The following is a 17,233-nucleotide window of genomic DNA, read 5'->3' as shown; positions in this document are numbered from 1 at the left end:
GCTCTCAAGCGCAGGAGAAACATATGGGAGTTCGGGGAGAGTTATTTTCTGCCCGGGTGCGCAGCAACAACGATCGGCGCACCTATTTTTTCAATATCAAGGAAAACAGAAACAAGGATCTGTTTCTCACGATAGTGGAGAGCAAAAAACAGGATTCGGGAGAAGAGTTCGAACGCCACCAGGTCGTGGTTTTCGAGGATGATTTTCATCTTTTTGGCAAGGGCATGGAGCGGGTCATGGAGTTCCTGCGGGAACACCGGGGCGCTTCGGAAGAGAAGCGCTGGGAGCGTCCCGCCGAGACCCGGGAAGAACGGGACGAGCGCGAAGGTCGGCCCCGGCGAGAGGGCTATCCCCGGCGGGATGATTTTGCGCGCCGCGAGGGTGGCCCTCGACGTGACGGTGGCCATCGTCGCGATGGCGGCCCGCGCCGCGAGGGCGGGTTCCGCGATGACCGTCCCCGCAGACCCGGCGGAGATTATCGGGACCGGCCGCCGAGGGACAGGGACTCGCGCCCGCCCCGCAGACCCTACGGGGATCAGGGAGACCGGCCCCGCGGTGAGGGCTATCCCCGGCGGGATGACCGCCCGCGCTACGATGACCGTGGGCGCGGTGACGCTCCCCGTTCCGGTGAGGGCGGGCGTCGCGATGATCGCCCGCGCAGGCCCCAGGGTGAGTATCGGGACCGGCCCCGCCGGGACCAGGGGCCCCGGCCGCCGCGAAAGCCTCGCAGCGACCACCGGGACCGGCCCGGCCGTGACGAGAGAGATCGTCGGGATAACCAGGGGCGGCGCGACGACTAGGTCTCAACGCCCCTGAAGGTCCTGCGATGGATCGGGCAGGGGCCGTGCCGGAGCAGAGCCTCCTTATGGTCCCGCGTGGGATACCCCTTGTGGCGGTCAAAGCCGTAACGGGGGTCCCGGGCGTGGTAGTCCCTCATCCAGGCGTCCCGTTCGGTCTTGGCAATAATCGACGCTGCCATGATCTCCCGGTGGAGGCCGTCGCCCCCCGTTACGGCCCGGGCACTCACGGGGGTTCCCCGGAGCAGGGCCCGTTCCGGGGGCAGGTAGAGGCCGTCTACAAGAATTTCGGCTACCTCCGGGCTCTCTGCCCGGGGAACCCCCTCCAGAACCGCAACCAGATCCTCCCAGGCCCGGCCCATGGCCAGAAGCGTTGCCTGGTGAATGTTCAGCCTGTCGATCTCCTCGGGCCAGGCCAGCCCCCGGCCGATCCACGCGCCGCCTGCGATCAGGAGCTCCCGAAGGCGCTCCCTCCTCTGGGGGGCGAGCGTCTTGGAGTCGGCGAGCCCTGGTGCATCAAGATCGGGAGGGAGTACCACCGCCGCCGCCATGACGGGCCCGGCCAGAGGGCCCCGGCCCGCCTCGTCTATTCCGCACACCCCGGGCAGGGGAGGGTGGGCTTGATTCTTCTTCTTTTGTCCTGCCATGATGGTGACCTATACTACGCTGGCAGCGCGCCGGGAGCAACTGTGTTTCTGAAAAGTATCGATCTCTTTGGATTTAAATCGTTCGCAGAAAAAAGTCATATCCAGTTTACCGACGGAATCTCCGCGCTTATCGGTCCCAACGGATGCGGAAAGAGCAACGTTGTGGACGCTGTCAAGTGGGTTCTGGGAGAGCAGGCCACCAAGACTCTGCGGGCCGAGCGGATGGAAGACATCATTTTTAACGGTACCGATACCCGCAAGCCCCTGAATGTCGCCGAGGTGACCCTGACCCTGGAGAACGACGGGGTTCTGCCCCTGGATTTTCCCGAAATCACCATTCGGCGACGCCTCTTTCGCAGCGGCGAGAGCGAATACTTTGTAAACGGGGCTCCCGTAAAACTTCGGGACGTGCGGGAGCTGTTCTACGATACGGGAATCGGGAAGACGGCCTACTCGATTATGGAGCAGGGCAAGATAGACCAGATCCTCTCCACCCGCCCCGAGGACAGGCGTGCTCTCTTCGAAGAAGCGGCAGGAATCACCCGCTACAAGATGCGCGGCCGCGAGGCAGACCGGAAGCTGGAACGCACCGAGGCGAATATGCACGAGGTCGATTCGGTCCTGACCGAGGTGCGTCGCAGTTACGATACCCTGAAGCGCCAGGCAGAGAAGACAACCTCCTACCGGGCCCTGCGGGAAGAGCAGTTTAATCTTGAGGTGGACCTGCAGGTGGCCCGGTTGCTCCAGTACCGGGAACAGGAAGAACAGTTTCAGCAGCGTTCCGAGGCCTCCCGTCAGGAGCGGGATCACCTGAAGACCGAGATTGACGGACTGAACGAGAAACTCGAGACCGAGCTGTCCCGGGTGAACTCCATGGAGTCCCGTCTTGTGGAGGTCCAGAAGCGTCTCTACGGGCTGGAGCTGGAAAAAAGCTCCCGCACCGAGCGGATCGCCCTCATCAGGAATCAGCAGGCGCAGCTCGAGGACCAGATCGAGTCCGAGCGGGGCCGGCTGAAGGGGCTCGCCCGCAAGGCCGACGAACAGGAGCAGGCCGCTGTTACGGCGGAGCGCTCGGAAGAAGAGACTCGCCTTCAGATCACCGAGGCCGACAGGGCCGTCATGGCGGTGCAGGAGCGGATCGCCCGGAGCCAGGAACGGCAGAAAGAGGCCCGGGAGCAAATTCGGCAGGCCGAAGAGACGATCCTTTCCAACGAGCGTAGCATCACGCAGTGCCAGAAGGAGCTCCGAGCCGTCACCGACGAACTCGTGGGGGCGCTGGATACAAAACTGAAAGAATCGGGCTATTCCAGCGCCGAGCGGGCCCGTCACGAAGAAGCCCTGAAGGCTGCCCTGGACCAGATGGGTATCACTCTTCGGGGACGCCGGGAAGCCCTGCAGGATCATCTGCGCCTTGGCGGTGCCGATGAGCGTCGGGCTGCAGCGGAACAGGCCTTCTCTGCCCTGGAGGAGGCTCTGGGGACGCTTTCGGGGGCTATCGAGCGCTACCAGGGGGCGATTCCCCGGTTCCTCGATGATTTTCTGGCGCCCGAGGGCACCATGACGCGCAAGCGCTCGCTCGATGACCGGGTGGAGCAGCTCCAGGAGGCGAACCGGGGGTTGCGCGACAAGATCCGGGATCTCAACGAGGAGATCCAGACCCTCCAGCAGACCATCGATACCGAACGGGAAAACCTGGAGCAGATGAAACTCAACCGGGTGCAGCTCGAAAACCGTGCCGCCGCGCATCACGAGGCGGCGCGCCGTCACCGTCGCGAGATGGAGGAGACCCGGCGACACCAGAAAGAGCTGGAAGCCCGGATTGAGGGTGACCAGCGCCGGGCCCGGGAGCTGGAAGGTCAGACGGCGGCGCTCCAGAAGGAACACGACGATCTGGCCCGGCAGGAAGAAGAGTTGCGCCGGGAACTGAAGCGGCTCGAACAGGATATCGCGGGCAACAACAAGAGCCTCCAGGCCGAGGAGGAAAAACTTCGCCGGTCCATGCAGTCGCTGGCCCAGGCCCAGTCAAAACTGGAGGGGCTCCAGGTAAAGCTCGCCGAAAAGCGTACCGAGATCCGGGGGCTCTACGACAGCTTCTCCGAGCGCCACGGACGCGACCTGCGGGAGTTCGAGAGCCGCCAGCCCTCCTTTGAAGGAGATCAGAAGCAGCTCCGCGACGAAATGTCCCGCGTCCGGGGCGAGCTCAAGGAGCTGGGGAGCGTGAACCTCATGGCCGTCGAGGAGTTTGCCGAGGTCTCCGACCGCTACGAGTTCCTCTCGGGGCAACTCGCCGACCTCAGAACCGCCCGGGACGACCTTGTCCGGGTCACCGCAGAGATCCGCCGCGAATCGCAGCAGCTCTTCGTGGAGACCTACAACCGGGTCAGAAAAAACTTCCACACCATCTTCCGTCGCCTCTTTGGGGGTGGGCGGGCAGAGCTGCGTCTGATCGATCCGGATAACGTTCTCGATTCGGGGATCGATATCCTGGTTCAGCCCCCGGGGAAGAAGCTCGAGAGCATCACCCTGCTCTCGGGAGGCGAGCGGAGCATGACCGCCGTGGCCCTGCTCTTTGCCACCTTCATGGTTCGGCCCGCCCCCTTCACGCTCCTCGACGAGATCGACGCAGCCCTGGACGAGCACAACGTGGGTCGTTTTGTGAACATGCTCCACGAGTTTGCCGAGCAGTCCCAGTTCATCGTGATTACCCACAACAAAAAGACCGTTGCCGGGGCGAACACCCTGCTGGGAGTGACCATGCAGGAGAGCGGAGTGAGCCAGATCGTGGCCCTGCGGATAGACGGAAAGGGGAACGATGGAGAGGCTGGCGCCGATCAGGAAGCTGCCGGTTCAGGAACAGCCGAAGGGCAAGCAGAGCAGGATCTGCAGCTCGATCTGGGCGGGGAATCGCCCCCGGAGCAGTCGCTTCCGGAGTACTCGCTTCCGGAGCAGCCGGTTCCGGACGAATCAAGGGAGTAGCGGCGTATCATGAAAGTGCCCCTGGTGCCGACCCTCGCGGGTGGAGGAATCGTTCTGGCCCTTCTGGTCCTGCTCCTCTTTGTCCTTTCCGGGCGCAGCGAGCAGGGCAGGGAGGGGGTGCTCGAGTCGGAAGTCTATTCCCGGGAGCTGCTGCTTCCCCAGGCGCGGTATCTTGTTCCGCCCGTAGAACAGGATCTTCTCCATCCGGAACTGCGCTACAAGGTGGACCCCCGGTTCCCCCTGGACGCGGAGATTCTGGACGAGGCCGGGGAGGATCTGATCGAGGCCCTGCGGAGGGATTTTCTCGAGCAGGGCGAGCGCCATGTGGAGCAGCTTCTCTTTGACTAGGTTTCGGGGGCGCCGGGCTGCGGGGCTCCTGCTGGCGGCGGTGCTGGTCCTGGCGGGGTGTCAGACCGGAAAAGACCTTGGGGAGGATCCCCGGGACATTCCGCTCCTCCCCTTGCCGGAAGATCGCCCCCCCGACGCTGACGAGACCGGGCAGCCCCTGGTGGCAGAAATTTTTCTGGGCCCCGCCCCGGCTGATTTCGGGGACGGCCTGCCTCCTTCTTACAGGCCCCGGGGGTATCAGCCCCCGGAGTATGGGCCGCTGCCCCTGCCGGAGTTGCCCCCCGAGGGGGCCCTTTCTGCAGCAGACGGGCTGTTTCTTCACGCGCGGCCCGTGCCGCAGGCGGGAGAAATCGCGCTTCCGCTGCCCCTTCCCCCGGAGGATGAGTCTGATCCCCCGGAGGATGCGCCCCGGGAGCCCTCCGGGGAGATTGCCGGCGGGGAGCCTCTCGCGACGGGTCCCGACTCTCCGCTCCTGACTGATGCTTTGCCTGCCGGGGCCGCTCCTTCCCAAGTCTCCTCCGTCGAAGCCGGGAGACCGGGCCGGTCCGACGAGTCCGACGAGCCTGGGCGGTCCGACAGACCCCGGGAAGGGTCCCGGCCAGCCCCGCCCCCGACGGTTCCCCCCGCGTCTGACGGCTCCCCCCGGGCTCCCCGGGTCTCTTCTGCCCCCCGGGAGGAATCTGTTCCCCGGGAACCGTCTCCTTCCCGGGAACCCCAGGGGGCGCAGGAGCAGGGCGACCGCGAGGTTGCTCCGGGAGGGCTGGTGGTTGTGTTGCTCCCGGGCCGAAGCTGGTTCTATCGCGAAAGTTCTCCCCTGCTTCGGCTGGTAAGGCGCGAGGGCCAGGGGCAACAGACACGCTTCACCTTCCAGGCCCCCGATTCGCTCGAGCCAGGAGAAGAGGTGGTGATCTCTTTCTCCATGCAGGACCTCCGTTCGGGGGAATCTCTCCAGGAGGAGCGGCGCCTTCGCGTCGTCGATTCCGGGGGCGTTTCTTCCGGAGAGGACCCGTTCCGGGAGATGCCGATAGTGGAAACCGCCGGGGCAACCGATGGGGAAGCCTCCCGCGAGCGGTTGGGCCGGGAGCAGAGGGAGGAACCCCTCCCCGATGGTGAGCAATCCGGCGGCGATCTGCCCGCTGGCGAGTCCGCTGGCGAGTCCGCTGGCGAGCCCGCTGGCAGCAGCCAGCCCGAGAGGGAGCGGGAACCCTCCGACAGGGGCCTCTCAGACAGCGAGCTCTACCAGAGGGCGCGGCATTACGAGACGCCGGGGCCGGAGCGGGATCTGGCTCGGGCCCGGCGCCTCTACGCAGAGCTGCTTCGGGACCATCCCCTGAGTGATCACCGGGAGGACGCCAAATTGCGTCTGGAATTTCTGGAACGGCATTTTTTCCACCTCCGGTGACCTCCGGTAACCTCCCGTGCGGAAGAGCCCGGTGCTACGCATTGACAGGACCGCATCTTTTACCTATAACTATCCTTCGACCTTGATTCTTCTAGGATTGGATACGACGGTATGCTGGACAGGCTGAGCGACAGATTAAACAACGTGATACGCAGCGTCTCCGGAAAGAGCCGCATCACCGAGCAAAATATTGCCGAGGCTGTGGAGGAGATCAAAAGCGCGCTCCTGGAAGCCGACGTNAACCTCAAGGTGGTGCGCCGCTTCGTGAGCCGTACCGTCCGGGAGGCCTCGGGTGAATCGGTGCTCCGTTCCGTCTCACCGGGGCAGCAGTTCGTCAAGGTTGTCTACGACAAGCTCGTAGAGTTTCTGGGGGATGAGCGGCAGGATCTGGTTCTGCGCGGCCCCGATGTCCCCAGCGTTATCCTCTTTGCCGGTCTTCAGGGGTCGGGAAAGACCACCAGCGCGGCAAAACTCGCCCTGCGCCTGAAAAAAGAGGGGCGTCGACCCCTTCTGGTGGCAGCTGACCTGGTGCGTCCTGCTGCGGTTGACCAGTTGCAGCAACTGGGTGAACGCACAGGAATCCCGGTAGCGGCGATCCCCGGCAGCACGGACCCCAGGGCGGTCGTTACAGCGGGGCTGGCGCGGGCAAAAAAAGAGCAGTTTAACGTCGTTATCATCGATACGGCGGGCCGGATGCAGGTCGACGAAGACCTGATGGAAGAGATCCGGCAGGTCGCAGCCCTGGCAAAGCCCGACGAGCGTATCCTCGTGGCCGATGCCATGACCGGCCAGAACGCCGTGGAGGTAGCCCGGGCGTTCCACGAGAGCGTGGATCTCACGGGGGTCATCCTCAGCAAGTTTGACAGCGACACCCGGGGTGGTGCGGCGCTCTCGATCAAGACGATCGCCGGAACGCCGATCAAGTTCATCGGAACGGGTGAGGGTGTCGAGGATCTGGAGCCCTTCTACCCCGAGAGGATCGCATCGCGGATTCTCGGGATGGGTGACGTGGTCTCCCTGGTAGAGAAAGCCCAGGAGACGATCGACGCCGACGACGCCGAGCAGTTGCAGAAAAAGATCCGCTCCGCTACCTTTACCCTCCAGGACTACCTGGAGCAGTTTCAGCGGGTCAGGAAAATGGGTTCGGTCCAGTCGATTCTGGAGATGATCCCGGGAATGAAGGGTAACGTCGATCCCGATCAGCTCGATCTGGACCAGATGAAGCGGGAGGAGGCGATTATCCTCTCCATGACCCTGGAAGAACGGCACAATCACCGGATTATCGGCATGTCCCGGCGGAAGCGTATCGCTGCCGGAAGCGGCTCATCGGTTTTTGAGGTGGGCCAGCTGATAAAACGGTTTGACAAGATGCGGACAATGATGAAGAAGGTTTCAAAGAACAAGAAGTACCAGTCCCAGCTGATGGCTCAGATGGGGCGCCGGTAAGATTCTGAGGAGGAAGTTCGTGAGTACAAAAATTCGCCTGAAGCGATTCGGTTCAAAAAAGCGGCCCTTTTACCGCATCGTGGTAATGGACAGCCGGGCTCCCCGGGACGGTCGGGCCCTGGAAGAGGTCGGTGTCTACCACCCCATCTCGGCCGACGCCGAGGCACAGGTCCGGTTTGACGAGGAAAAGGTCAAGGCCTGGCTGCAGAAGGGGGCCCGCCCCACCAACACCGTGCGCAAGCTCCTGAACAACAACAACGTAACGGTAAAGTAATGCGCCTCTCCAGGCAGGAGTAGTTTGGTGGAACGAGATTTAGTCGAATATATCGCAAAGGCCCTGGTGGATGAGCCCGATGCAGTCGTGGTGAACCAGATCGAGGGCGAGAAATCAACGATCCTGGAGCTGAAGGTCAACCCCGACGATATCGGGAAGGTCATCGGCAAGCACGGTCGGATCGCCAAGTCGATCAGAACGCTGCTGAGCGCAGCTTCCACGGGAACGGGGAAGCGGGTCGTTCTGGAAATCCTTGACTGATCACCTGGCTGATCAGTCGGCTGATCAGGAGGAACCGGCCGTGCCCATGATGGCCATCGGTGCGGTTCGTCGTCCCCACGGGGTGCGGGGTGCGGTCAAGGTTTTTTCCTTCTCCGGCGAGGTTTCCCACTTCGAGGGGCTCTCGCGGGTTGAGCTGCGCCGTCAGGGACGGATCTGGTCTGCCGAGGTGGAAAAAACCCTCGTGCAGGGCGGGGTTCCCCTTCTCTGGTTCGCGGGTGTCACCACCCCCGAGGCGGCAAGGGAACTGACCGGTGCCGAGATCTGGGTGCCTCGTGATCGTGCTGCACCCTGCGGCAACGATGAGTATTACGTGGCCGATCTGGCGGGGATAACGCTTCTCTCGGGGGGAGTCCCCTGCGGGGAGATCGTCTCCGTTATCGATGGCCCCCAGGCGCCGCTTCTCGAGGTGACGTGTGGTGACCGGACGGTGCTGATCCCCTTCATGGCGCGCTATGTGGGGCCCGTCGACACCGTGAACAGAACAGTGGAGTTGCTGGTGCCGTGGCTGATGGATACGGAATAACGGTTCTTACGCTCTTTCCCGAGCTTGTGGAAGAATACTTCCGCACCTCCATAGTGGGGAAGGCGGCCGGGCGGGGTGCCCTGATCCCGAAAGTGGTGAACATCAGGGATTTCTCGCAGGATCGTCACCGGAGTTGCGACGATGCACCCTACGGGGGCGGGGCCGGAATGGTTTTGATGGCAGAGCCTCTGGCAGCGGCCCTCGATTCAGTTGACGCGAAGGCCCGACACGTGGTATTCCCCACTCCGTCGGGGCGTCCCTTCCGTCAGACCGACGCCCTGCGTCTCTCCCGGCAGAAGGAGATCGTCCTGATCTGCGGGCGCTACGAGGGGATCGATCAAAGGATCGTGGACGAATACGTAGACGAGGAATTTACCATTGGTGATTACGTGCTCTCTTCGGGGGAGCTGGCGGCGATGGTGGTGATCGATGCGGTCTATCGTCTGCGCGAGGGGATGCTCCGGCCCGAAAGCGTTCTGGAAGACAGCTTTCAGGACGGGCTTCTGGAGCACCCCCATTATACGCGGCCGGAGAACTTCCGGTCCCGGAAGGTCCCTGAGGTTTTGCTCTCGGGCCACCATGCCCGCATAGCCCGGTGGCGGCGGGAACAGCAACTGATCAGAACGGCCCGAAACCGGCCTGATCTCTTGCAAAACCTTTCGCTCACTGAAGCGGAAAAGATACTGACGGAATCAATCCTGGAAAAGGAGTCGCACCATGGATGCAATTAAGGCGGTCGAGGCCGCTCACGTAAAAGAAAACGCGGAGAACTTTCGGATCGGTGATACCGTGAAGGTCCACTTCCGCATCGTCGAGGGCCAGACCGAGAGAATCCAGATCTACGAAGGTCTGGTAATAGCTCTGAATAACTCGGGCCTGCGCCGGACCGTGACGGTCAGAAAGCTGAGTTACGGCGTCGGGGTGGAGCGAATTTTCCCCCTTCACAGCCCCCGGGTCCAGCAGATCGAGCTGGTGCGGCGGGGACGGGTTCGCCGGGCCAAGCTCTACTACATCCGTAACCGCGTTGGAAAAGCGGCAAAGGTTCCCGAACTGGTACGGCGGAAAGAGCGATAAATCCAGCCAGGGGTCCGGAACTATCCCCCCTCCGGGGGGCCATCCCCGGAGATGCCCGGACCATACGGGTGGGAGAACTCCTGCGTCTGACGGTTCTTCCCGGAACACACTCCCGGGAAGTACTGCTTCGGGGGCAAGGGTTCACCCTGACCGTGCCCGCCAGGGACGGACTGGTTCCCGGAACGAACCGCTTCTTTCGGGTTTCTGCCCTGCAGCCGGCGGTGCGCCTGGAGCTCCTTCCCGATTCCTATTCTCCCTCTCCATCGGGTCCAGCCTCTGGAACCTCCCGGGACGCACCCGGTATACCTCCCCTGAAAGCGAAGGACCCGCTCCAGCGTCTTTTTTTGACTGCCCTGGAAGGGTCAGGGCGCGTTTCTTCTCCTCAGGTTCAGTCCCTGAGTGTTCTGGCATCGTCGCTTTACAGAAAACTCTTTCGTGACTCGCGCTGCCCCCGGGAGAGGGAAGGTCTTCTCCCGGGAGCGCGTGGTCCCGGATCGGGGAGGCCTGCCCGGATCGAGGGGGTCATCGAGGTGCTCTCCCGGGGAATCGGTTCCTCGCACCGTCCCCTGCGCAGGGCTGCCCGGGAGCAGGTCCGTGATCTGGTGCGATGGTTCTCCCCGGAGGGTGGGCGCCCTCCCCGGGAGGAACCGCCCCGGCCCGGAGACGCTGATTCTTTGGGCTCCCTTCTGCATCGCCAGGCCCTGGAACCGACCCACGCCCTGCAACTCTTTAATGCCCTTGCCTCAGACCAGGACCTGCACTGGATCACCGTTCCCCTGCGGGGCTGGCTCGAGAGTTCCCCAGGGGGAGCCTCCCGGGGAGAGGCCTCGTCACCGGCCGCTCCCCCTTCGGTGGAGGCCGTCCTCAAGGTAGGGTGGCACCGGAAAAAGGAGCGCCCCCTGATGGCTCACCTCGCGGTGACGCGTTCCGACGGGCGCTCCTGGTGGTTTCGGTGGGACCTGGAAGCCCTGCCGGGAGGGTTCCGACCCCGCCTGGTGGCTTTGGGCGGAGAAGATGCCAGCCTGATCCCGAAAGAGTTGCTTGCCCGTCTGGGATTTTCGGGGCATACTGGGGGCGGTAAAAAATGTTTTGAAGGGGGCACAACGGCCCGGAATCAGGGGGCCAGAGCAGACGAGCGTGAACTTGACACCTATGGATGAGCACATCTCCGCAGCGATACGGTACGATTTAGACCTCCCGGCGCCCTTTGTGGTGGCCCGCGGGAAGGGCCATCTGGCACGGAAGCTCCTCTCCCTGGCCCGGGCGGCGGGAGTTCCGGTCCGTAGCGACGCTGACCTGGCCGAGCGCCTCCTCTGGATAGAGCCGGGGCAGGCGATTCCCCCGGAGCTCTTTGCCCCCGTGGCAGAGGTCCTCTCCTTTGTTCTCCGTCTTGATTCGTCTGTCCAGCCCGATCGGAGCCCCGGTGCCGAGGCTGATAGTTTCGGTTTCCGGTCGGCCGACTCCTCCGGCATTGATTCCGCCAGTATTGCTTCCCCGGAGCAGTTCCCCCGATAATAGAGGCAAAGAATGAAGAAAATTTCGGTTGATCAGATTGAGGCGGGGCAGCGTTTCTCCCGGCCTGTCTACATAGACGAGGACAATCTCTTTGTACCCGAGGGAATTCCCGTTCGCGAACGGGATCTGGAGCGCCTGCGGAAATGGGAGATCACCAGCCTCTACTGTGACGGAGCAGAAATATCGGAGGACCCCCAGGCAGCCCTGAACGCCTTTTTCCTCAGGGCCTTTACCAGTCCCCGCCAGAAGGCGATCACCACCAACTACAACGCTCTCAGGTCGGCCCTGCTGGAAATATTTGGTCGTCTCCGGGCCGGGGAACAGGTGGAGCAGGACGAGATCCACCGTCTGGTAACCCGCCTTCTGCAGCTGATCGACCTTCACCCCAACGACGTGGTGCAGTATATGCTATACGGCATGCAGGGCGAGGCGGGTGAGGTCGAGAACGCCCTGAACACAGCCATACTGGCCACGCTGGTGGGCCGGAAAATGCAGATGCCCCGCCATCGCCTGGTGGTGCTGGTCACCGCAGCGGTCCTGCACGACGCGGGCATGCTCAGAATTCCCCAGGAAATTCTCTCCAAGGAGGGAAAACTGACCCCCGAGGAACGGCGTCAGATCCAGACCCACCCCATCCACTCCTACAAGATCATCACCCGCGAGATCGGCTTTCCCGAGGAAGTGGGAATTCCCGCCCTGCAGCATCAGGAACGGTGGGACGGAAACGGCTACCCCCGACGCATCGCCCGGGACTCGATCCAGCTCGAAGCGCGGATCATCGCCGTGGCCGATTCCTTCGTTGCCATGGTCTCCAACAAGCCCTATCGGCTCTCCATGATCGGCTATACGGCGATCCGGAACCTTCTGAGTGACAACGGAACCCGCTTTGATCCCGACGTCCTGAAGGTCTTTATCCAGGTTCTGGGAATCTACCCGATCGGAAGCATCGTCCTTCTCAGCGATGCCTCGGTCTGTCGGGTTCTGAAGAACCGCAGTTCTGCTCCTCTGAAGCCCCTGGTGAAAGTGATCATCGACGCCGGAGGGCGGGAATTTGTGGACGACGACGGCCCGGAGATAGACCTGGCGGAGAACAAGTCTGTTTTTATCGCCCGGGCCGTGGACGCCAACTCCCTGGCAGAGCAGCACCGCAAGCGGTAATCCCCCCCATGAAAAGCACCCACCGGAAAGGGCAGGAGGGAGAAGCCCGTGCCGTGGCGTGGCTGGAAGAAAAAGGTTGTCAGATTCTTGCAAGAAACTTCAGGTGTCGCGCCGGTGAGGTCGATATAGTAGGTGAAGAGGGGGGCACGATACTCTTTGTCGAGGTCAAGGCGTGGCGTGTCTTCCCCGAGGATGCCCTGGAGCGGGCCCTGGGGCCGCGCAAACAGGGTCGGATCACGGGTGCAGCGAGGGTCTTCCTGCAGAAGAACCCGCAGTTTCGGGACCGGAGTCTCCGGTTCGATGTAATTTGTATTGACCAGGGAGCCGGAACGGTCCGGCACATCCAGGGAGCGTTTGAGGCGGCATGCCCAGAGTAGCAAAGCCATACGATCCAGTACGCATCGCCTTTCTGAAAACCTGCATCAGGGATCCCCTCTACGTGGAAGGAGCGATCGACCGCCTGGCGGGGCGGATCTCCGATCGCCTTCTCGGGCTCGACGGGCCTCCCGGCCTCGTGGCACCTCCCGGTCACCGCCGGACCAGCTCTTCCAGCATGGAAAGGGAACTCCTCCGGAGCCCCGACGAATAAGCCCCCCGGGCAATCTCTCCCAAAGCATGGACAAGATCGGGCACCTCGGGATCCCAGGCGTGGGGAATCATGGCTCTGGCAGCCTGGAGCAGCCGGTGGAGCTCCTCCTCGGGGCCGCCCCTGCGGGTAGCTCTCCGCAGAGAGACCGCAATCGCTGCCAGATCCTCGTCGGGGCTTGTGCGGGGAGACCGGGCAAGAAGAAGCGCCGCCGTGGCTCGCACGGTCCCGTCGGGGTCAGCCTCCAAAGACCTTCGTACCTGCGCTCTGGCGGCGTCTCCTCCCAGAGCATCGAGCAGCTGCAGCGCCTCGGCCCTGGTGGGCGAATCCACCTGATAGCGCGCGGAGACCCGCAGAATATGATAGTCCCGGTTCAGCATATCCACCACCAGAGGGACGGCGGACACCCGCAGATCGGCTCTGTCGAAGCGATCGAGGCTGGAGCGGATCATGGCCAGACCCTGGCGCTGCACACCCCGGGAATGATGCTGCAGGAAGACCTGCTGCTGCAGGGCCCGCTGTTCCAGTTCCGGCGAGACCGTACCCGCAGGAATCCAGTGGGGCCGGTCTGCCCCGGCCGGAGTGGTGAGACCCTCCCCGTCGGCAGCGAGGCGATGAAGGGGGGCAGGCACCAGAGCACACAGGGCAGCAGCCACCACCAGGACGGGAAGGCCCCGCCCCGGGGAGGAAAAACTGCGAGCCACAGCACAGAAGAAACCTCGAACCATAGAAAAGAAGAGTGCTCCCTCCTGCCAGCCTTGTCAACGGTCTCTTTTTCCGCGGCCAGCCCGCCAGCCCGCCAACCCGCCAACAGCCAACAGAAAACAGCCAGCTTGCCAACAGCCAGAGAGGCGTACTAGTATTGTCAGATGCTGAGAGCAATATTGCCGGGGTCCTTCGATCCGCCCACCAATGGGCACCTCAACCTGATCGAGCGGTCCCAGCGGATCTACGACGAGGTCTATGTGGTGGTGGCTCACAACAGCCAGAAGAGCTACACCTTCGATGCCCGGGAACGCCTCGAGATGATGCAGGAACTCACCGCAGGGTGGAGTACCGTGCACGTCCACCTCTGGGAGCGCATGGTGGTGGAGTTCGCCCAGAGTGTGGATGCCCGGATCATGATCCGGGGTGTTCGGGCCCTGGCGGACTTCTCCTACGAGTTCGAACTCTCCATGCTCAACAAGGGGCTCGACCCGGAGATCGAGACGATCTTCATGCCCACCGACGCGCAGTATTTTGTTCTCCGCTCCTCGTCGATCAAGGAACTGGTGCGGCTCGGGGGCGATATCTCCACCATGGTGCCGCCCCTGGTCCAGCAACGGCTCTTTGAGCGGATACCCCGGGAGTTCTGACAGCCCGGGAAAGGACTTTATTCGGTCGGCGACCGAGGTTGACAAACTTCAGAGCCGTGGATATGATCGCAGAACCCAAGTTGCATTGCGTGAGAGGATAGATATAATGGCAGTACCAAAGAAGAAACATTCGAAGGCAAGAACACGGCGACGCCGTAAAATCAATGGTAAAATAGGCGGACCCACGCTGATGACATCGCCAGAATCGGGGGAACTCGTTCTGCGTCATCGTGTGGACCTGACATCCGGCTTCTACCGCGGCAAGCGCGTGGTAGACACGGATGAACTCTAATATCAACCGGAGGTTGTGATGGACGAATTGTTTGAAAAGATGAAAAAGCTGATCGCCGAGAAGCTCGAGATTGAGGAAGACAAGATCACCATGGATTCCTCCTTCCGCCAGGATCTCGGTGCGGACAGCCTCGATACCTACGAACTGGTCTACGCTATTGAGGAAGAGATGGGAATCGCCATCCCCGACGAAAAAGCAAACGAGTTTGAAACGGTTCGCGACGCCCTTGATTTCCTGAAGTCGCAGCAGAAGTGATGCTCGCGGGTCCGGGACTGCCGTTCCGGACCCCGCCTTTTCCTCCATGGCGTTTCTGCGAGCCGGGTCTGTCAAGGGGAACGCCCCCGACGGGCCGCGAAAGAAAGACCTGCATCTTTTTGAAAACCATGCGGGGTTAAAGTTTAGAAACCTGGAGTTGCTCAACCAGGCCTTCTCCCACCGGTCCTACGCAAACGAACGCGACGATACCATTCAAAATAACGAGCGCCTCGAGTTTCTGGGGGATTCTGTCCTCGGTCTGGTGGTTGCGGAGTATCTTTATCTCAAGCTGGGCGACCGCCCCGAGGGTGATCTGGCCCGCATCAAGAGCTTTGTGGTGAGCGAGGACAGCCTGGCCGAGATCGCCCGGAAGATCCGGGTGGATACCTTCATCCTGATCGGGAAGGGGGAAGAGTTCTCGGGCGGGCGTTCCAAGAAGGCGATTCTGGCCGACGCCCTGGAAGCGATCATCGGGGCCTACTTTCTCGATTCCGGCTTCAAGGCGGCCAGGCGGTTTGTGACCTCCCATCTGGAGGGCCAGATCGAGTCCGTTCTGGCAGACCGGCACCGGAAAGATTACAAGACCCTCCTGCAGGAACTGGCGCAGAAGATGTTCAAGACCTACCCCCGCTACAGCGTGCAACGCAAGACCGGCCCCGATCACGACAAGACCTTCTGGGTCCAGGTGGATGTGGCGGGCAGCACCTACGGCCCCGGCATGGGAAAGAACAAGAAGGAAGCCGAGCAGGGCGCAGCCAAGTGCGCCTATGTTGCCCTGGCAGGTCCCGAGGATTCTCCGGGCGAGGGCGCAGACAAACCGCGCTGATTCTCCGGAATCAGCCCCTCACGCTCCGGGGGAGGTATCCCGGGGAGCCTCTTCCGGGGGACGCTCCTCCCGGGAGGGGTGAAACCGGGCCTGGTAGACCGCCCGGGCGATCTCCAGGAGCGTTTCCGGGGTGTTTCGTTCGGGGTCGTCCAGAATCGTCTCCAGGAGTTCTTCAAGGACAATCCCCAGGGCAGGCCCCGGGGGGATGCCGATCCGGCTCATCAGATCCTTCCCGTTGATCGCCAGATCCTTTCTTGTCAGGGGCTGACCCTGGTGCAGGATACCGCGTATGCGCCCCTCAAGCTCGTCCAGATCGGGCAGGATAGGGGGGCTTCCCGTCTTTCCGCAGATATCGGCCCGTCTGAGCGCCGTGAGCAGAAAAGCCTCCTCCTGGCCAACCCGCGAGATGAACCGCCGGACCGCTGCGTCGCTCCATTCCGGGCTGTACCCGAACATGTGGTGCCGTACCAGGTGAGCCACAGACCGGATGCGCTCCTTGGGGAAGCGCAGGCGCAGAAGAATCTCCTCGGCCATGGTGGCCGACACCTGGTCGTGACCGTGAAAGTGCAGCCCCCGCTCGTCCGTGGCGCCGCATCGGGGTTTCCCGATATCGTGAAAGAGCGCGGCCCAGCGCAACTGGGGGGGATCGGAGGGGGCGCAATCGCAGCTGCTCAGAAGGTGTTCAAAGACGGGCCAGGGTGAGTCCCGGTCCTCCTCCAGCTCCGGCAGAAACTGCGCAAGCAGACCTGTCTCGCGAAAGAGGCGCCATCCCCCGGAGGGGCGTCGGGCCTGCATCAGCTTTTCCAGCTCCCGGGCGATCCGCTCCTGCGAGACCTGGCCAAGGAGCGGGGCGTGTCGGCTGATCGCCCGGGCAACGTCGGGGAGGAGGGTGAAATCCAGGGTCGCGGCAAAGCGTACGGCCCGCACCATGCGCAGGGCGTCTTCCCGGAATCGGTCGTCCCCGGATCCTACGGTTCGAATCACCCGGTCCTTCAGATCCTTCCGGCCGCCCAGGGGATCCACCACGTCTCCCGTCTCGGGATTCAGGGCGATGGCGTTGATCGTCAGGTCGCGACGCGCCAGGTCCTCTTCCAGTGAACGGGTGAAGGTGATCGTGTCGGGTCTGCGGTGGTCGCTGTAGGAGCCATCCACCCGGTAGGTCGTGACCTCAAAGGAATGGTTCCCGAAGAGAACCGTCACGGTGCCGTGCTGGAGCCCCGTGGGGATAACCCGCTGGAACAGATCGGTTACCTCGGAAGGGGTCGCCGAGGTTGCAAAATCGTAATCTTCCACCTTCTTGCCCAGAAGAGCATCCCGCACGGCTCCCCCCACAATATAGAGTTCGTAGCCCTCCCGGGAAAAGATGCGTCCGAAGTCGCGGACCGCCGACGGTATGTGAAGCATGAAGAGAAGGTAGAGAAGAGGGGCCACTCTGTCAACGAGCAGCCAGAAAGCAGCCGCCCAGGGGAAGACAGGA

The 17,233-nt window shown here is 62.7% G+C and carries 21 protein-coding genes; 18 read left to right on the top strand and 3 right to left on the bottom strand.

The features are described 5' to 3' along the window. The first annotated feature begins 23 nt into the window (after positions 1–23). Positions 24–800: a DUF3276 family protein gene (locus B071_RS19985; protein WP_051075313.1), complete on the top strand. Its 777-nt coding sequence runs from the start codon at positions 24–26 to the stop codon at positions 798–800. Here the strand turns inward: B071_RS19985 and rnhB are convergent. Beyond that, positions 797–1,444 (bottom strand): ribonuclease HII, encoded by a 648-nt coding sequence (gene rnhB, locus B071_RS0112725; RefSeq protein WP_051075312.1) that lies wholly within the window; start codon positions 1,442–1,444, stop codon positions 797–799. The genes B071_RS19985 and rnhB overlap by 4 nt on opposite strands. A gap of 42 nt (positions 1,445–1,486) precedes the next feature. Between rnhB and B071_RS0112720 the strand changes: the two genes are divergently transcribed. From B071_RS0112720 to B071_RS0112660, 13 genes are all read left to right on the top strand, one after another. Beyond that, positions 1,487–4,420 carry a chromosome segregation SMC family protein gene (locus tag B071_RS0112720; RefSeq protein WP_018527455.1) on the top strand — a complete coding sequence of 978 codons (2,934 nt, stop codon included), beginning with the start codon at positions 1,487–1,489 and terminating at the stop codon, positions 4,418–4,420. 9 nt (positions 4,421–4,429) lie between these two features. After that, the gene (locus B071_RS0112715; protein ID WP_018527454.1) at positions 4,430–4,768 is read left to right on the top strand and encodes a hypothetical protein; all 339 of its coding nucleotides are present in this window, start codon (positions 4,430–4,432) and stop codon (positions 4,766–4,768) included. Beyond that, positions 4,761–6,170, top strand: a complete 1,410-nt coding sequence (locus B071_RS19470) for an outer membrane protein assembly factor BamD (protein WP_026245224.1) — start codon at positions 4,761–4,763, stop codon at positions 6,168–6,170. Before B071_RS0112715 ends, B071_RS19470 begins: the two co-directional genes overlap by 8 nt. Before the next feature lie 111 nt (positions 6,171–6,281). Next, positions 6,282–7,616 carry a signal recognition particle protein gene (gene ffh, locus B071_RS0112705; protein ID WP_018527453.1) on the top strand — a complete coding sequence of 445 codons (1,335 nt, stop codon included), beginning with the start codon at positions 6,282–6,284 and terminating at the stop codon, positions 7,614–7,616. A 19-nt stretch (positions 7,617–7,635) separates the two neighbouring features. After that, positions 7,636–7,890 (top strand): 30S ribosomal protein S16, encoded by a 255-nt coding sequence (gene rpsP, locus B071_RS0112700; RefSeq protein ID WP_018527452.1) that lies wholly within the window; start codon positions 7,636–7,638, stop codon positions 7,888–7,890. Positions 7,891–7,917: 27 nt separating this feature from the next. Next, positions 7,918–8,151, top strand: coding sequence for a KH domain-containing protein (locus B071_RS0112695; RefSeq protein ID WP_018527451.1), 234 nt, complete (start codon positions 7,918–7,920; stop codon positions 8,149–8,151). After that, on the top strand, positions 8,144–8,695 hold the full coding sequence (rimM, locus tag B071_RS0112690) for a ribosome maturation factor RimM (RefSeq protein WP_018527450.1): 552 nt from the start codon (positions 8,144–8,146) through the stop codon (positions 8,693–8,695). The genes B071_RS0112695 and rimM overlap by 8 nt, the downstream gene beginning before the upstream one ends. Beyond that, complete coding sequence (trmD, locus tag B071_RS0112685; protein WP_018527449.1) at positions 8,674–9,426, top strand: tRNA (guanosine(37)-N1)-methyltransferase TrmD; 753 nt, start codon at positions 8,674–8,676, stop codon at positions 9,424–9,426. Before rimM ends, trmD begins: the two co-directional genes overlap by 22 nt. Further along, positions 9,413–9,769: a 50S ribosomal protein L19 gene (rplS, locus tag B071_RS0112680; RefSeq protein ID WP_018527448.1), complete on the top strand. Its 357-nt coding sequence runs from the start codon at positions 9,413–9,415 to the stop codon at positions 9,767–9,769. Before trmD ends, rplS begins: the two co-directional genes overlap by 14 nt. 68 nt (positions 9,770–9,837) lie before the next feature. Further along, on the top strand, positions 9,838–10,929 hold the full coding sequence (locus tag B071_RS0112675; RefSeq protein ID WP_018527447.1) for a hypothetical protein: 1,092 nt from the start codon (positions 9,838–9,840) through the stop codon (positions 10,927–10,929). After that, positions 10,907–11,284 (top strand): EscU/YscU/HrcU family type III secretion system export apparatus switch protein, encoded by a 378-nt coding sequence (locus tag B071_RS17630; RefSeq protein WP_215730300.1) that lies wholly within the window; start codon positions 10,907–10,909, stop codon positions 11,282–11,284. Before B071_RS0112675 ends, B071_RS17630 begins: the two co-directional genes overlap by 23 nt. Before the next feature lie 12 nt (positions 11,285–11,296). After that, entirely contained in the window at positions 11,297–12,442 is a 1,146-nt protein-coding gene (locus B071_RS0112665; RefSeq protein WP_018527445.1) for an HD-GYP domain-containing protein, read from the top strand. A gap of 8 nt (positions 12,443–12,450) precedes the next feature. Next, the gene (locus tag B071_RS0112660; RefSeq protein WP_018527444.1) at positions 12,451–12,819 is read left to right on the top strand and encodes a YraN family protein; all 369 of its coding nucleotides are present in this window, start codon (positions 12,451–12,453) and stop codon (positions 12,817–12,819) included. 151 nt (positions 12,820–12,970) lie between these two features. Here B071_RS0112660 and B071_RS17625 read toward each other — a convergent pair whose 3' ends face one another. Beyond that, on the bottom strand, positions 12,971–13,756 hold the full coding sequence (locus B071_RS17625; protein ID WP_018527443.1) for a hypothetical protein: 786 nt from the start codon (positions 13,754–13,756) through the stop codon (positions 12,971–12,973). Positions 13,757–13,897: 141 nt separating this feature from the next. Between B071_RS17625 and coaD the strand changes: the two genes are divergently transcribed. The 4 genes from coaD (at position 13,898) to rnc (ending at position 15,756) form a co-directional block, all read left to right on the top strand. Beyond that, on the top strand, positions 13,898–14,383 hold the full coding sequence (coaD, locus tag B071_RS0112650; RefSeq protein WP_026245222.1) for a pantetheine-phosphate adenylyltransferase: 486 nt from the start codon (positions 13,898–13,900) through the stop codon (positions 14,381–14,383). Positions 14,384–14,489: 106 nt separating this feature from the next. Continuing rightward, positions 14,490–14,675, top strand: a complete 186-nt coding sequence (gene rpmF, locus B071_RS19320) for a 50S ribosomal protein L32 (protein WP_083914950.1) — start codon at positions 14,490–14,492, stop codon at positions 14,673–14,675. A gap of 18 nt (positions 14,676–14,693) precedes the next feature. Continuing rightward, the gene (gene acpP, locus B071_RS0112645) at positions 14,694–14,930 is read left to right on the top strand and encodes an acyl carrier protein (protein ID WP_018527441.1); all 237 of its coding nucleotides are present in this window, start codon (positions 14,694–14,696) and stop codon (positions 14,928–14,930) included. Positions 14,931–14,976: 46 nt separating this feature from the next. Continuing rightward, complete coding sequence (rnc, locus tag B071_RS0112640; RefSeq protein WP_018527440.1) at positions 14,977–15,756, top strand: ribonuclease III; 780 nt, start codon at positions 14,977–14,979, stop codon at positions 15,754–15,756. Positions 15,757–15,774: 18 nt separating this feature from the next. Here the strand turns inward: rnc and B071_RS17620 are convergent, their stop codons facing one another. Then, positions 15,775–17,160, bottom strand: a complete 1,386-nt coding sequence (locus B071_RS17620) for a CCA tRNA nucleotidyltransferase (RefSeq protein ID WP_083914965.1) — start codon at positions 17,158–17,160, stop codon at positions 15,775–15,777. Positions 17,161–17,233: the final 73 nt, after the last annotated feature.

This window comes from Alkalispirochaeta alkalica DSM 8900 (assembly GCF_000373545.1).
Taxonomy (GTDB): Bacteria; Spirochaetota; Spirochaetia; order DSM-27196; family Alkalispirochaetaceae; genus Alkalispirochaeta; species Alkalispirochaeta alkalica.
The sequence above is the reverse complement of the archived record's forward strand: the minus strand, read 5'-3'. Positions and strand labels throughout refer to the sequence as shown.

Coding starts and splice junctions, on each gene's coding strand:
- B071_RS19985 (WP_051075313.1), top strand. CDS start 24: ATGGGAGTTCGGGGAGAGTTATTTTCTGCCCGGGTGCGCAGCAACAAC.
- rnhB (WP_051075312.1), bottom strand. CDS start 1,444: ATGGCAGGACAAAAGAAGAAGAATCAAGCCCACCCTCCCCTGCCCGGG.
- B071_RS0112715 (WP_018527454.1), top strand. CDS start 4,430: ATGAAAGTGCCCCTGGTGCCGACCCTCGCGGGTGGAGGAATCGTTCTG.
- rplS (WP_018527448.1), top strand. CDS start 9,413: ATGGATGCAATTAAGGCGGTCGAGGCCGCTCACGTAAAAGAAAACGCG.
- B071_RS0112665 (WP_018527445.1), top strand. CDS start 11,297: ATGAAGAAAATTTCGGTTGATCAGATTGAGGCGGGGCAGCGTTTCTCC.
- B071_RS0112660 (WP_018527444.1), top strand. CDS start 12,451: ATGAAAAGCACCCACCGGAAAGGGCAGGAGGGAGAAGCCCGTGCCGTG.
- B071_RS17625 (WP_018527443.1), bottom strand. CDS start 13,756: ATGGTTCGAGGTTTCTTCTGTGCTGTGGCTCGCAGTTTTTCCTCCCCG.
- coaD (WP_026245222.1), top strand. CDS start 13,898: ATGCTGAGAGCAATATTGCCGGGGTCCTTCGATCCGCCCACCAATGGG.
- rpmF (WP_083914950.1), top strand. CDS start 14,490: ATGGCAGTACCAAAGAAGAAACATTCGAAGGCAAGAACACGGCGACGC.
- acpP (WP_018527441.1), top strand. CDS start 14,694: ATGGACGAATTGTTTGAAAAGATGAAAAAGCTGATCGCCGAGAAGCTC.
- rnc (WP_018527440.1), top strand. CDS start 14,977: ATGGCGTTTCTGCGAGCCGGGTCTGTCAAGGGGAACGCCCCCGACGGG.
- B071_RS17620 (WP_083914965.1), bottom strand. CDS start 17,160: ATGCTTCACATACCGTCGGCGGTCCGCGACTTCGGACGCATCTTTTCC.